General features: G+C 69.8%; 14 protein-coding genes. 12 read left to right on the top strand and 2 right to left on the bottom strand.

The genetic code is table 11. The annotated features are described in order from the left end of the window. Positions 1 to 23 precede the first annotated feature (23 nt). From IU450_RS36860 to fabD, 12 genes are all read left to right on the top strand, one after another. The gene (locus IU450_RS36860; protein WP_195154345.1) at positions 24 to 350 is read left to right on the top strand and encodes a TcmI family type II polyketide cyclase; all 327 of its coding nucleotides are present in this window, start codon (positions 24 to 26) and stop codon (positions 348 to 350) included. Beyond that, positions 347 to 1,624 (top strand): beta-ketoacyl-[acyl-carrier-protein] synthase family protein, encoded by a 1,278-nt coding sequence (locus IU450_RS36855; RefSeq protein WP_195154344.1) that lies wholly within the window; start codon positions 347 to 349, stop codon positions 1,622 to 1,624. Before IU450_RS36860 ends, IU450_RS36855 begins: the two co-directional genes overlap by 4 nt. Then, positions 1,621 to 2,847, top strand: coding sequence for a ketosynthase chain-length factor (locus tag IU450_RS36850; protein ID WP_195154343.1), 1,227 nt, complete (start codon positions 1,621 to 1,623; stop codon positions 2,845 to 2,847). The genes IU450_RS36855 and IU450_RS36850 overlap by 4 nt, the downstream gene beginning before the upstream one ends. Positions 2,848 to 2,858: 11 nt before the next feature. After that, entirely contained in the window at positions 2,859 to 3,122 is a 264-nt protein-coding gene (locus tag IU450_RS36845) for an acyl carrier protein (RefSeq protein WP_324197960.1), read from the top strand. 27 nt (positions 3,123 to 3,149) lie between these two features. After that, positions 3,150 to 3,932, top strand: a complete 783-nt coding sequence (gene fabG / locus IU450_RS36840; RefSeq protein ID WP_195154341.1) for a 3-oxoacyl-ACP reductase FabG — start codon at positions 3,150 to 3,152, stop codon at positions 3,930 to 3,932. Between the two features lie 28 nt (positions 3,933 to 3,960). Then, positions 3,961 to 4,905 carry an aromatase/cyclase gene (locus IU450_RS36835; protein WP_195154340.1) on the top strand — a complete coding sequence of 315 codons (945 nt, stop codon included), beginning with the start codon at positions 3,961 to 3,963 and terminating at the stop codon, positions 4,903 to 4,905. After that, the gene (locus tag IU450_RS36830) at positions 4,886 to 6,841 is read left to right on the top strand and encodes an SDR family oxidoreductase (RefSeq protein ID WP_195154339.1); all 1,956 of its coding nucleotides are present in this window, start codon (positions 4,886 to 4,888) and stop codon (positions 6,839 to 6,841) included. The genes IU450_RS36835 and IU450_RS36830 overlap by 20 nt, the downstream gene beginning before the upstream one ends. Positions 6,842 to 6,871: 30 nt before the next feature. After that, positions 6,872 to 8,443: an acyl-CoA carboxylase subunit beta gene (locus IU450_RS36825; protein ID WP_195154338.1), complete on the top strand. Its 1,572-nt coding sequence runs from the start codon at positions 6,872 to 6,874 to the stop codon at positions 8,441 to 8,443. Beyond that, complete coding sequence (locus IU450_RS36820; RefSeq protein ID WP_195154337.1) at positions 8,440 to 8,637, top strand: acyl-CoA carboxylase epsilon subunit; 198 nt, start codon at positions 8,440 to 8,442, stop codon at positions 8,635 to 8,637. The genes IU450_RS36825 and IU450_RS36820 overlap by 4 nt, the downstream gene beginning before the upstream one ends. Positions 8,638 to 8,698: 61 nt before the next feature. Beyond that, complete coding sequence (locus tag IU450_RS36815; protein ID WP_195154336.1) at positions 8,699 to 9,703, top strand: LLM class flavin-dependent oxidoreductase; 1,005 nt, start codon at positions 8,699 to 8,701, stop codon at positions 9,701 to 9,703. Continuing rightward, positions 9,696 to 10,931: an MFS transporter gene (locus IU450_RS36810; protein ID WP_324197959.1), complete on the top strand. Its 1,236-nt coding sequence runs from the start codon at positions 9,696 to 9,698 to the stop codon at positions 10,929 to 10,931. The genes IU450_RS36815 and IU450_RS36810 overlap by 8 nt, the downstream gene beginning before the upstream one ends. Before the next feature lie 28 nt (positions 10,932 to 10,959). Then, positions 10,960 to 11,904, top strand: coding sequence for an ACP S-malonyltransferase (fabD, locus tag IU450_RS36805; RefSeq protein WP_195154335.1), 945 nt, complete (start codon positions 10,960 to 10,962; stop codon positions 11,902 to 11,904). A gap of 104 nt (positions 11,905 to 12,008) precedes the next feature. Here fabD and IU450_RS36800 read toward each other — a convergent pair whose 3' ends face one another. Both IU450_RS36800 and IU450_RS41145 read right to left on the bottom strand, forming a co-directional pair. Further along, positions 12,009 to 12,227: a nuclear transport factor 2 family protein gene (locus IU450_RS36800; RefSeq protein WP_195154358.1), complete on the bottom strand. Its 219-nt coding sequence runs from the start codon at positions 12,225 to 12,227 to the stop codon at positions 12,009 to 12,011. Between the two features lie 14 nt (positions 12,228 to 12,241). Beyond that, positions 12,242 to 13,198, bottom strand: a complete 957-nt coding sequence (locus tag IU450_RS41145; protein ID WP_195154334.1) for a PDR/VanB family oxidoreductase — start codon at positions 13,196 to 13,198, stop codon at positions 12,242 to 12,244. Positions 13,199 to 13,202: the final 4 nt, after the last annotated feature.

The raw sequence follows: 13,202 nt of genomic DNA, 5'->3' as shown, positions 1-13,202 counted from the left end.
ACACCGGAGAGAAAGAGAAGTCAATGTTCAGCACACTGATCGTGGCGCGCATGGACCTCGCGTCCGCAGGCGATGTCGCCGGACTGTTCCAGGAATTCGACACCACCGAGATGCCGCACCGGATGGGCACCCGGCGCCGTCAGCTGTTCCACTACCGGGGTCTCTACTTCCACCTGCAGGACTTCGACACCGACGACGGCGGCGACCGCATCGAGGACGCCAAGACCGATTCCCGGTTCGTCCGGATCAGCGAGGATCTGAAGCCGTTCATCGAGGCCTATGACCCGAAGACCTGGCGGTCCCCGGCGGACGCGATGGCCGAGCGCTTCTACGCCTGGAGCGCGCGATGAGCGCCGGGGAGCGGCGCGTGGTGATCACCGGCGTCGGAGTGACCGCGCCCGGCGGCGTCGGCACCAAGAGTTTCTGGGACCTGATCTCCAACGGCCGCACCGTGACAAGGCGGATCTCCCTGTTCGATCCCGCGCCGTTCCGCTCGCAGGTGGCGGCCGAGATCGACTTCGACCCCGAACTGCACGGCCTGAGCCCCCAGGAGATCCGGCGGATGGACCGCGCCGCGCAACTGGCGGTGGTCAGCGCCAGGGAAGCCGTCGCCGACAGCGGACTGGAGTTCGACGACATCGATCCGTACCGGACGGGTGTCACCATCGGCAGCGCGGTCGGCGCGACGATGGGACTGGACCAGGAGTACCGCACGGTCAGCGACGGCGGCCGGCTGGAATTGGTCGACCACACCTACGCCGTGCCGCACCTCTACAACTATTTCGTCCCGAGTTCGTTCGCGACCGAGGTGGCGTGGGCGGTGGGCGCGCAGGGTCCGTCCACCGTGGTGTCCACCGGGTGCACCTCCGGTCTCGACGCCGTGGGCTACGCGGCCGAGGTGGTGCGCGAGGGCGGCGCCGACGTGATGGTGGCCGGGGCCACCGACGCGCCGATCAGTCCGATCACGGTGGCCTGCTTCGACGCGATCAAGGCCACGACACCGCGCAACGACGATCCCGAGCACGCCTCCCGGCCGTTCGACGCCAGCCGCAACGGGTTCGTCCTGGGGGAGGGCGCCGCGGTGTTCGTGCTGGAGGAATTCGAGAGCGCGCGCAGGCGCGGCGCGACGATCTACGCCGAACTGGCCGGGCACGCCACGCGTTCCAATGCCTTCCACATGACCGGACTGCGTCCGGACGGCAAGGAGATGGCCGAGGCGATCCGGGTCGCGCTCGACCAGGCGCGGATCGACGGCACCGAGATCGACTACATCAACGCGCACGGTTCCGGCACCAAACAGAACGACCGGCACGAGACCGCCGCCTACAAGCGCAGTCTCGGCCAGCACGCCTACCGCACGCCGGTGAGCTCCATCAAGTCGATGGTCGGGCACTCGCTCGGCGCGATCGGGTCGATCGAGATCGCCGCCTCGGTGCTCGCGCTGGTCAACGACGTGGTGCCGCCGACGGCGAATCTGCACAACCCCGATCCCGAATGCGATCTGGACTACGTGCCGCTGACCGCCCGCGACCACAAGGTGGACGTGGTGCTCTCGGTCGGCAGCGGCTTCGGCGGCTTCCAGAGCGCGGTCGTGCTGGCCGATCCGTTCCGGAGCGGGCGATGACCGCGACCGTGGTGACCGGGCTCGGCGTCGCCGCGCCGACCGGTCTCGGCCTGGAGAAGTACTGGAGCACGACGCTGGCCGGGCGTACCGGCATCCGGCGGGTCACCCGCTTCGATCCCGCGTCCTATCCGGCCCAATTGGCGGGGGAGATCACCGGATTCGTGGCGGAGGAGCATCTTCCCGGCAGGCTGTTGCCGCAGACCGACCGGATGACCCGCCTCGCGCTGGTCAGCGCCGACTGGGCGTTCGCCGACGCCGGGGTACGGCCCGCCGATCTTCCCGACTACGCCGCGGGTGTGATCACCGCCAGCAGTTCGGGTGGATTCGAATTCGGCCAGAACGAACTGCGCGCGTTGTGGAGCAAGGGCGGCGAGTACGTCAGCGCCTATCAGTCCTTCGCCTGGTTCTACGCGGTCAACAGCGGGCAGATCTCCATCCGCAACGGCTTGCGCGGACCGAGCAGCGTGGTGGTCAGTGACCAGGCCGGGGGCCTGGACGCGGTCGCTCAGGCACGCAGGCAGATTCGGCGCGGCACCGCACTGGTGGTGACCGGGGCCGTCGACGCCTCCATCTGCCCGTGGGGCTGGGTGGCGCAGCTGGCAGGCGGCGGGCTGAGCACCGTCGCCGACCCGGCACAGGCGTACCTGCCGTTCGACGCCGCCGCCAACGGCTACGTCCCCGGCGAGGGCGGCGCGTTGCTGGTTGTCGAGGACGCCGAGCACGCGGCACGGCGGAACGCGCCGAACATCTACGGCGAGATCGCCGGACACGCCGCCACGGTGGACCCGCGACCCGGCAGCGGCGGCGAGCCCGGGTTGCGCCGGGCAGCGGAACTGGCCCTGCGCGACGCCGGCGTCACACCCGCCGAGATCGATGTCGTCTTCGCCGACGCCGCCGGGATCGCCGACCTCGACCGCATCGAGGCCGAAGCGCTCGTCGCGGTCTTCGGTGCGCGCGGCGTGCCGGTCACCGCGCCGAAAAGCATGACCGGACGGCTGTATTCCGGCGCGGCCCCGCTGGACCTGGCCGCCGCGTTCCTGTCCATCCGCGACGGCGTGATCCCGCCGACCATCGGCACCAGCCTCGCCGTGGAATACCAGCTCGATCTGGTCACCGAGGTGAGGCCCGCGCCGGTGCGCACCGCGCTCGTCCTCGCCCGCGGCGCAGGCGGTTTCAACTCCGCGATGGTCGTGCGCGGCCCCGAACGAATCCGTAACCGATGAAAGGCAAACCCGTGTCGACACAGTTCACCCTCGATGACCTACGCCGCATCCTGCGTGAAGGATCCGGCGACAGCCCCGGGCTCGACGGCGACTTCGCCGAGATCAGTTTCGAAGACCTCGGCTACGAGTCGCTGGCCCTGCTCGAGACCACCGGGCGCATCCGCCGGGAGTTCGGCGTCACCCTCGACGACGACGCCGTCATCGCGGTGACCACCCCCGCCGAACTGGTGGACCTGGTCAACGAACACCTGCTCGACGCGCCGCAGCCCAGCTGACGCGCCTTCGCCACGAGGAGAAACAGCATGTCCGCAGACGACAGGGTGGCGCTGGTCACCGGCGCCACCAGTGGAATCGGCCTCGCCTCGGCGCGGCAGCTGGCCGGGCAGGGACATCGGGTGTTCCTGTGCGCCCGCAGCAAGGACGCCGTCGCCGACACCGTCGCGCAACTGCGCGGGGAGGGTTTCGACGTCGACGGCACTTCCGCCGATGTGCGCGCGGCCGAGGACATCTCGGCCTTCGTGCGCGCCGCGGTCGACCGGTACGGCACGGTCGACGTGCTGGTCAACAACGCAGGGCGCTCGGGCGGCGGAGTCACCGCCGACCTGACCGAGGAACTGTGGACCGACGTGATCGCGACCAACCTCAACAGCGTGTTCCTGGTGACGCGGGAGGTGCTCACCACCGGCGGCATGCGGGACAAGAAACGCGGTCGCATCATCAACATCGCCTCCACCGCGGGCAAGCAGGGCGTGGTGCTGGGCGCGCCGTACTCGGCGTCCAAGCACGGCGTGGTGGGTTTCACCAAGGCGCTGGGCAACGAGCTCGCCCCCACCGGGATCACGGTCAACGCGGTGTGCCCCGGCTACGTGGAAACCCCGATGGCGCAACGGGTCCGCTCCGGATACGCCGCGGCGTACGACACCACCGAGGACGCGATCCTCACAAAGTTCCAGGCCAAGATCCCGCTCGGCCGCTACTCCACGCCCGAGGAGGTGGCGGGCCTGGTCGGGTACCTGGCTTCCGACCTCGCCGCCTCCATCACCGCGCAGGCGCTCAACGTCTGCGGCGGACTGGGCAACTTCTGAATCCGGCCGACGAGCACCAGGAGAAGACATGACGACACGGACCACGCGCGAAGTCGAGCACGCCATCACCGTGGCGGCCCCGCCCACCGAGGTGTACCGCCTGCTGGCCGAGGTGGAGAACTGGCCACGGCTGTTCCCGCCGTCGGTGTACGTCACCCGGCTCGAACAGGAGGGCAACGAGGAGCGCATCCAGATCTGGGCCACCGCCAACGGGGAGGCGAAGAACTGGATCTCGCGACGTGTCCTCGATCCGGAGGCGCTGCGGATCACCTTCTGGCAGGAGGTCTCGGCGCCGCCGGTGGCGCACATGAGCGGGACCTGGATCATCGAGTCGCGCGGTGACCACACCCACCTGCGGCTGCTGCACTCCTACAGCGCCATCGACGACGATCCCGAAGGTCTGGCCTGGATCGAGAAGGCGGTCGACGACAACAGCAAGGCCGAACTTCCCGGTCTCAAGGCCGCGGTGGAATCGGCGGTGCGGACCAGCGACCTGACGCTGTCGTTCGTCGACTCGGTCGAGATCGCCGGCGCCGCAGGGGATGTCTACGACTTCGTCAACGAGGCGAACCTGTGGACCGAGCGGCTGCCGCACGTGGCGTCGGTCCAATTGACCGAATCCACTCCCGGTGTGCAGGTGCTGCGGATGGACACGCTGACCAAGGACGGGTCGCGCCACACCACCGAGTCGGTGCGTGTGTGCTTTCCCCGGCATCGCATCGCCTACAAGCAGACCACGTTGCCCGCGCTGATGGATCTGCACACGGGCTACTGGGAGTTCGAGGAGAACGCCGACGGCACGACCACCGCGTCGTCACAGCACACGGTGATCATCAAGGCGGAGCGGATCACCGAGATCCTCGGTCCGGACGCCGGGGTGCCCGAGGCCCGGACCTTCCTGCGCGATGCGCTCGGGGCCAACAGCCGTGCCACGCTCACCCACGCCAAGAACTATGCCGAAGCGCGACGGTGACACCGATGTGCTGATCGTCGGCGCGGGACCGGTCGGGCTGCTGCTGGCGGGTGATCTCGCCGCCGCCGGGATCGGCGTGACCGTGCTGGAGCAGCTCACCGAACCGACCACCGAATCGCGGGCGTCGACCTTGCACGCCCGCACGATGGAGGTGCTCGCCGAACGGGATGTCCTCGACCGGCTCGGCCCGTTGCCCGACGGCGGACCGGGACACTTCGGCGGGCTGCGCCTGGACCTCACCGAGGCCGACCCCGACCATCGGTTCGCCGGCCAATGGAAGTGCCCGCAGACGAAATTGGCGGCCGTGCTGCAGGACCGGGCGGTCGAGGCGGGCGCTGTGCTCCGACGAGGTCACCGGGTCACGGCGCTGTCCGCCACCGGCGACGAAGTGCGGGCCGAGACCGTCGCGGGGGACGGGCGTCGCCACCGGCACGGTTGCGCCTACCTCGTCGGCTGTGACGGTGAGAGCAGCACGGTACGCGAGCTGGCGGGATTCGAGTTCGCCGGTGCGACGGCAAGCAGGGAGATGCTGCGGGCCGATGTGGCGGGGATCGACATCCCGGCCCGCCGGTTCGAACGGCATCCGCACGGCCTGGCGGTGTCGTCCCGCTGGCCCGACGGCAGCACGCGAGTGATGGTGCACGAGTACGGCGCCGCGCCGCGCGGCACGGCCGACGCACCGGGCTTCGCCGAGATCGCCACCGCATGGGAGCGGGTGACCGGGGAGTCGATCGGTCACGGAACACCTCTGTGGCGCAACGCGTTCGACGACACCAGTCGCCAGGTCACCCGGTACCGGCGGGGCCGGGTGCTGCTCGCGGGCGACGCGGCGCATCGGCAGATGCCCGTCGGTGGTCAGGCCCTCAACCTCGGCCTGCAGGACGCCGCCGACCTGTCCGGCCGCCTGATCGCCCACCTCGCCGGAACCGCCGGGGACGCGCACCTCGATGGTTACCACCGCGCGCGGCACGCCATCGGCGCGCGCACCCTGACCAACATTCGCGCGCAAACCTTGCTGCTGCTCGGCGGACCCGAGGTCGAACCCGCACGGCAGCTGTTCGGCGAACTGCTGCGCTTCGACGACGTCCGCGCCCACCTCGCCCGCATGATCAGCGGCCTGCCCCGCCCCGGCGCCCCGGCCGCCCATCCAACCCTCACGAAGGAAAGACCCATGAGCCTGACGAACAAGACCGCACTGGTCACCGGTTCCAGCCGCGGCATCGGCCGCGCGATCGCCCAGCAGCTCGCCGCCAAGGGGGCCCTCATCGCCGTGCACTACGCGGGCAACGAGGACGCCGCCCAGGAGACGGTCGAACTGATCGAGAACGACGGCGGACGAGCCTTCCGGGTCCGCGCCGAGCTCGGCACGCCGGGCGGGGTGCACGAGCTGTTCCTCGGCCTAGAGCAGGGACTCAAGGAGCGGACCGGGGAGACGAGACTCGACATCCTGGTCAACAACGCGGGAGCAACGACCCCGGCAGGCGTCTCGCCCGAAGAGGTGACGCCCGAGGAATTCGACCGGCTGTTCGCGGTCAACGCCAAGGCCCCGTTCTTCATCGTGCAGCGCGCGCTCGGCCTGCTGCCCGAAGGCGGGCGCATCGTCAACATCTCCTCCGGGCTCACTCGCTTCGCCAACCCCGAGCAGGTGGCGTACTCGATGACCAAGGGCGCGATCGAACAGATCACCCTGCACTTCGCCCGCTACCTCGCCCCGCGCGGCATCACCGTCAACAGCGTCGCGCCCGGCATCACCGACAACGGCAGCGCCGTGTTCGACATCCCGGAGGCGGTCGAACAGATGGCCCGGCTGTCGGCGTTCAAGCGAGTCGGCAAGGCGGTGGACGTCGCCGACGTCGTCACCTTCCTCGCCACCGACGAGGCTCGCTGGATCACCGGCGCGTTCATCGACGCGACCGGCGGGACGCTACTGGGCTGACCGCTCGGACGACGACTCCAGGAGATCCCGATGACCACAGTGCACGAACCCGCCGGCTACACCGAACGGCTCGACGAGCTGGACGCGATCAAACGAGCCGCCCGGCTCGGCCCCGACCCGGCGGCCACCGAACGACAGCACGGCAAGGGCAAACTCACCGCCCGGGAACGCATCGACCTGCTGCTCGACCCCGGCTCCTTCGTCGAGGTGGAGCCGCTGCGCAGGCACCGCGCCACCGGCTTCGGCCTGGAGGCGCGCAGGCCCTACACCGACGGCGTGATCACCGGATGGGGCACCGTCGACGCGCGGACGGTCTTCGTCTACGCCAGCGACTTCCGGATCTTCGGCGGCGCACTGGGCGAGGCGCACGCCCAGAAAATCCACAAGATCATGGACATGGCGATCGGGGCGGGCGCGCCGCTGGTCTCGCTCAACGACGGCGCGGGAGCGCGCATCCAGGAGGGGGTTTCGGCGCTGGCCGGTTACGGCGGGATCTTCCGCCGCAACACCAAGGCTTCCGGCGTCATCCCGCAGATCAGCGTGATGCTCGGGCCGTGCGCGGGCGGCGCGGCCTACTCTCCGGCGCTGACCGACTTCGTGTTCGTCGTGCGCGACATCGCGCAGATGTTCATCACCGGCCCCGACGTGGTGCGCACCGTGACCGGCGAGGAGGTGACCCACGACCAGCTCGGCGGCGCCGACGTGCACGCCTCGGTGTCGGGCGTGGCCCATTTCGTCTACGACGACGAGGCCTCCTGCCTGTCGGACGTGCGGGTGCTGCTGTCGATGCTGCCCGCGAACAACCGTGAGCTGCCGCCGGTCGCCTGCACCGCCGATCCGCCCGACCGGCAGACCGACACCCTGACCGAGCTGGTTCCCCTGGACGGCAACCGTCCCTACGACATTCGCGACGTGCTCGCCGAGATCGTCGACGACGGCGACTATCTCGAGGTGCAGGCCACCTGGGCCACCAACCTGGTGTGCGCGCTGACCCGGCTGAACGGGCAGGTGGTAGGCGTCGTGGCCAGCCAGCCGATGAGCCTGGCCGGGGTGCTCGACATCGACGCCAGTGAGAAGGGCGCACGGTTCGTCCAGTTCTGCGACGCCTTCAACATCCCGCTGCTGACCCTCGTCGACGTCCCCGGCTTCCTGCCCGGCGTCGGTCAGGAACACGCGGGCATCATCCGCCGCGGCGCGAAGCTCCTCTACGCCTACTGCAACGCCACCGTGCCGCGCATCTCGTTGGTGCTGCGCAAGTCCTACGGCGGCGCCTACATCGTGATGGACTCGCTGTCGATCGGCACCGATCTGGCACTGGCCTGGCCGACCAACGAGATCGCGGTGATGGGCGCCGAAGCCGCGGCCGACGTGGTGTTCCGGCGCGAGATCGCCGCCGCCGACGATCGCAAGGCCACCAGGGACCGCAAGATCGCCGAGTACCGCAGCGAACTCGTGCACCCCTACTACGCGGCCGAACGCGGACTCATCGACGACGTGATCGACCCGCGCGACACCCGCAGCGTCCTGATCCGCGCCTTCGCCATGCTGGCGGGCAAGGACACCGATCTGCCGCGCCGCAAGCACGGGAACCCACCGCAATGAGCGCCGAGCCCGCCCCCTTCCTGCGCGTCGAGAAGGGCAGCGCCGACCCGGACGAGCTCGGCGCGCTCACCGTCCTGCTCTACGTTCGCCTCCGCGCACTCGCCGCACCCGCCAGGGCCGCCGCCCGCTGGCGCCGCCTCGAGCGCCGACCCGCCTTCACCGACCCTCGGGCGTGGACCAGTACCACCCGGTGAACCACCTCCCGGCGGCGAACCTCCCGCTGACGAACCTCCCGCTGACGAACGGAGCCCCACCATGGATGTCGGACTACTCTTCGACCTGCGCAACCCGGTCCAGTGGCAGCGGCCGTGGGCCGACCACTATGCCCGCACCCTCGAATTCTGTGAGGAGGCCGAGCACCGCGGCGCCGGCGGGGTCTGGTTCACCGAACATCATCTCTTCGAGGACGGCTATCTTCCGCAACCGCTCACCTTCGCCGCGGCCGCCGCGGCCAGGACCCGGCGGGTGCGCATCGGCACCGCGGTGGTGCTGCCCGCGCTGCGCAAGCCCGCGCAGCTGGCGGAGGAAGCGGCGCTGGTCGACCTGATCAGCGGTGGCCGGCTCGAGCTCGGGCTCGGCGCGGGCTACCGGGTCCCCGAATATCGGCTCTTCGACGCCGAATTCGGCCGCCGCTTCGCCCGCACCGGCGAGACGATCGCCGAGATCCAGCGGTTGTGGGCGACCGGCGGCATCACACCGGGCCCGATCCAGGACCCACTGCCGCTGTGGGGCGGGTTCTACGGGCCGCGTGGCGCGCGGCTCACCGGACGGCTCGGCCTGGGATTCCTGCACATCTCGCGCACCTTGTTCGAGCACTACCGCGCGGGCCTGATCGAGGGCGGACACGATCCGGAGTCGGCCAGGGTCTCCGATCTGCTGCCGATCCTGCTGGCCGACGACCCCGAGGCCGCCTGGGAGCGGGTGGCACCGCATCTGGCGCATCAGATGAACACCTATCGCCGGCTGTCGGTGGAGGAGACCGACGCGCCGGTGCCGCCAGTGCTGGAACTCGATCAGCTGCGGCAGCGTCCGGCGGACGGGTCGTGGGGGCTGCTCGAGATCCTCACCCCCGAGCAGGCGGCCGAACGCATTCACGAACACGCGGCCGGGCTGCCGGTGCGGCATCTGATCTTCTGGGCCAGCATCGCAGGCATGCCCGACGATCTGGTGCTGCGCCACATCGAACTGGTCGGTGAACAGCTTCCGCCGCTGTTGGACAAGCAATTCCAGCTCGGCGCACCGGAGGACGGCCGTGACTGAGCCGCATCCCGCGACGCCGCGCTGGGACCGGCGCCGGTGGGTGCTGCTGCTCGTGTTGTCGGGCAACATGATCCTGGACGCGATCGAAGGCTCGATCCTGGTGCCCGCGCTCGGCGTGCTGACCACCGATCTGCACCGTTCGGTGTGGGAGACCCAATGGCTGCTGACCGGTTTCGCCGCCGGTTTCGCCGCGCTGCTGCTGTCCGGCCCCGCACTGGCGGCCCGATTCGGCCGCAGGCGGGTCTATCTCGCCGCGATGACGGTCTTCGCGCTCGCGTCTGTGATCGGCGGTCTCACCGATAGCGTGGCGGTGCTCGTCGCGACCCGGGTGGTGAAGGGCGCCGCCGCGGCGCTCACCGCGCCCGCCGGTCTCGCGGTGATCGCCGCGCAGTTCCCGGCCGGTGCGCAACAGCGGCGCGCGATTTCGGTGTACGCCGCGTTCGGTGCCGCCGGATTCACCACGGGTCTGTTGCTGTCGGGTGCGCTCGCCGCCTTGGATCGGCATCTGCTGTTCGCGTTCCCCGCCCCGGTGGCGCTCGCGCTGCTGATCGCCGCGTGGCGGGTGGTCCCGGACGCTGCGGTCACCGCGCCGCCGCGGCTGTCGATAGCGTTGCTGCGCAACGGTTCCCTGGTGCGTTCCGCCCTCGGCGCCGCGGCGTTGAACGGCGGCTATCTCGCCCTGCTCGTGGTGCTCGCCGTGTCGTTGCACCGACTGCTCGGCTGGTCACCGTGGCAGACGGCCCTCGGCCTGTTGCCCGCGAGTCTTCCGCTGGCGTTGTCGGTGCCTTTCGCGGGACGGCTGGTCGATCGGTTCGGCACCGCTCGGCTGATCCTCGCCGGGGCGGTGGCGACCCTCGCCGGTCACCTGCTGCTGTTGACCCGCCCCGAGATCCGGCACTATCCGACCGACGTGCTGCCGGTGCTGATCCTGATCGAAGCCGGGTTCGTGCTGTCGTTCGCGGCACTGAACATGCAGTCGACCGCGACCGTGCCTGCGCAACTGCGCACGGTGGCCGTCCCGCTCTATCAGACGGGAGTCCAGCTCGGCGCCGCGCTCGTGCTGCCGATCGCCGTCGCCGCCGGCTCCGACACCTCTCGGCCTGCCGCGGCGGTGATCACCGGGGCCGGGCTGATCGCGGTCGTCGCCGCAGGCGTCGAGCTGCGCTCCTCAGCTCGATCTCGGCCCGGTCCGGCAACGAGACCCGGCCCCGTGAAAGCCGTGCCATGAGATCCACCTACCTCCGGAGGTCGCAACCATGACCGTTGACGTTTCCATCCGACAGCAGCCCGGGATCCACCCAGCGGACGGCCCACGGACATTGGGGCTGTTCCCCGGGCAAGGGTCTCAGCGTCCGGGCATGGCCGCATGGATCAAGGGATATCCGGTGGCGCAGAGAGTTTTTCGGCGGGCCGACGACATTCTCGGCATGCCGCTGACGAAACTGTGCGTCGAGGGCACCGCCGAAGAACTGCGGGCCACCGACGTCACCCAGCCCGCCGTTCTCGCGACCAGCCTCGCGCTGGTCGCGGTCCGCAGGTGGCAGGGACTGGCGCCTGCGGCCGTGGCCGGCCACAGCCTGGGCGAGTTCACCGCTCTCGCCGTCGCCGGGGTGCTGGACGAGGAATCCGCGCTGCGGCTGGTGCGCCGGCGCGGTGAACTCATGGCCGAGGTCTCGCATCGCTACGACGGGGCGATGAGCGCGATCATCGGCCTGCCCTCGGAGCGGATCGACGAACTGTGCGAGGGTGTCGGGACAGGCGTGGTCAAGGTGGCCAATTACAACCAGCCCGGGCAAACTGTGGTGTCCGGCGACACCGCCGCGGTGATCGAGCTCGAGGAATCGGCCAGGGCCGCGGGCGCCGTGAAAGTCGTGCGATTGAAGGTGGCCGGCGCTTTCCACTCTCCGCTGATGACCGAGATCACCGACGAATTCGGCGCCGAACTCGACCGGTGCGCCCTGCGCCCTCCACAGATCCCCGTGCTGAGCGCCGTGACGGCCGACTACCTCGAGGATCCCGCCGAGATCCGGGCACTCCTGCGCAGGCAACTCCTGGCGCCCGTGCGCTGGGTGGACACCATCCGGCGGGCGGTGACCGACGGCTACGACGAGCTGATCGAGCTCGGCCCGGGCCAGGTGCTGACCGGATTCTCCCGTCGCATCGCCCCCGAGGTCAGCTCCTCCACCATCTCCGCTCCGTAGTCGCAGCAGTCGCTCACGACAGCGTCGTCTTCGGTCGCGGGCCGTGCATCCCACTGCCCGCGACCGAATCGCCTCCGCCAGGTATCGGACCTGTCCTACGGAGATCAATCCTTGCGCAGCAAGGCGAGCATGACCCGCGCCTCGCGGAGTCGCCAGCCCGCCGGTGTCCGAATTGCGGTGCAGGCCAGTCGCAGGCCGCTCGTCTGGTGGGGCGGTCGGCCGTCGCGGTAGAAGTACACGAGCGAGTTCACCGAAGCCGGGGCCTGGTCGCCGTCGACGTTCACCAGCAGATCAGTGGTCGTGTGGTAGCACCAGCTATACAGTCAGGGGCCTTCGATCACAGATCCAGTTCGAGGCCCGGTGAGTGGGCCCGAGAGGAGCACGTGGTGAACAGGCCTTCGGCGTGCTCGTCGTCGGTGAGCACGTCGTCGCGGTGGTCGGGGTCGCCTGCCAGTACCCGCACGACGCACTCGCCGCAGATGCCCTGCTGACACGAATAGGGCGCGTCGACGCCGTTGTCCAACAGCACGTCGAGCACGCTGCGGCCGTCGGGGACGAAGTATTCGGCGCCCGTGGACGCCAGGCGGACGGCGAATCCGCCCGACTCGGACGCCACTGGTTGCGACTCGGCGCGGTCACTGCCGAACCGTTCGGTGTGCAGGGCTTGTCGCGGCCAGCCGAGCGCTTCGGCCTTGCCCAGGACATAGTCCATGAAGCCGTCCGGGCCGCAGACGTAGACGGCCGTGTCCAGGCGAGGGTCGCCCAGATCGCGGGCGATATCGAGTAGCTGGCCGGAGCCCTCATCATCGAAATGGAAAGTGACTCGAGGGTTTCCGGCCAGTTCGTCGAAGAAGGCGGCGCGGGCACGTGCGCGGGTGCAGTAGTGCAGCACGTAGTCACCGCCTTCGCGCTCGAGGTGCCGCACCATCGCCAGCAGGGGAGTGATCCCTATTCCCCCGGCGAACAAGAGATGACGTTGTGCCGCGACGAGAGGAAAGCGGTTGCGCGGGGGCGAGATTCGTATCCGGTGGCCCACCTCGAGCGCGTGCATCGCCCGTGATCCGCCACGGGAGGAAGGCGCGTTCAGCACGGCCAACCGGTACCGGCCCCGTTCGGGCGGCCCACACAGCGAGTACTGGCGGACCAGTCCCGAATTGATCAGCACATCGATATGCGCTCCGGCGGTGTAGGAAGGGAATTCGTGGTCCGCGACCGGAGCGAGGTCGATCACCGCGATGTCCGGAGTGGCGGGGGAGTGGGCGACCACCACCGCCTCCATCCACGTCACGTCCACGGCC

The sequence above is a fragment of the Nocardia abscessus genome, from assembly GCF_015477775.1.
In the GTDB taxonomy this organism is placed as follows: Bacteria; Actinomycetota; Actinomycetes; order Mycobacteriales; family Mycobacteriaceae; genus Nocardia; species Nocardia abscessus_A.
The sequence above is the reverse complement of the archived record's forward strand: the minus strand, read 5'-3'. Positions and strand labels throughout refer to the sequence as shown.

What these genes read in the sequence shown, in the direction of transcription:
- IU450_RS36820 (WP_195154337.1), top strand. Translation starts at nt 8,440, where the DNA reads ATGAGCGCCGAGCCCGCCCCCTTCCTGCGCGTCGAGAAGGGCAGCGCC.
- IU450_RS36860 (WP_195154345.1), top strand. Translation starts at nt 24, where the DNA reads ATGTTCAGCACACTGATCGTGGCGCGCATGGACCTCGCGTCCGCAGGC.
- IU450_RS36855 (WP_195154344.1), top strand. Translation starts at nt 347, where the DNA reads ATGAGCGCCGGGGAGCGGCGCGTGGTGATCACCGGCGTCGGAGTGACC.
- IU450_RS36830 (WP_195154339.1), top strand. Translation starts at nt 4,886, where the DNA reads ATGCCGAAGCGCGACGGTGACACCGATGTGCTGATCGTCGGCGCGGGA.
- IU450_RS36850 (WP_195154343.1), top strand. Translation starts at nt 1,621, where the DNA reads ATGACCGCGACCGTGGTGACCGGGCTCGGCGTCGCCGCGCCGACCGGT.
- fabG (WP_195154341.1), top strand. Translation starts at nt 3,150, where the DNA reads ATGTCCGCAGACGACAGGGTGGCGCTGGTCACCGGCGCCACCAGTGGA.
- IU450_RS36825 (WP_195154338.1), top strand. Translation starts at nt 6,872, where the DNA reads ATGACCACAGTGCACGAACCCGCCGGCTACACCGAACGGCTCGACGAG.
- fabD (WP_195154335.1), top strand. Translation starts at nt 10,960, where the DNA reads ATGACCGTTGACGTTTCCATCCGACAGCAGCCCGGGATCCACCCAGCG.
- IU450_RS36835 (WP_195154340.1), top strand. Translation starts at nt 3,961, where the DNA reads ATGACGACACGGACCACGCGCGAAGTCGAGCACGCCATCACCGTGGCG.
- IU450_RS36815 (WP_195154336.1), top strand. Translation starts at nt 8,699, where the DNA reads ATGGATGTCGGACTACTCTTCGACCTGCGCAACCCGGTCCAGTGGCAG.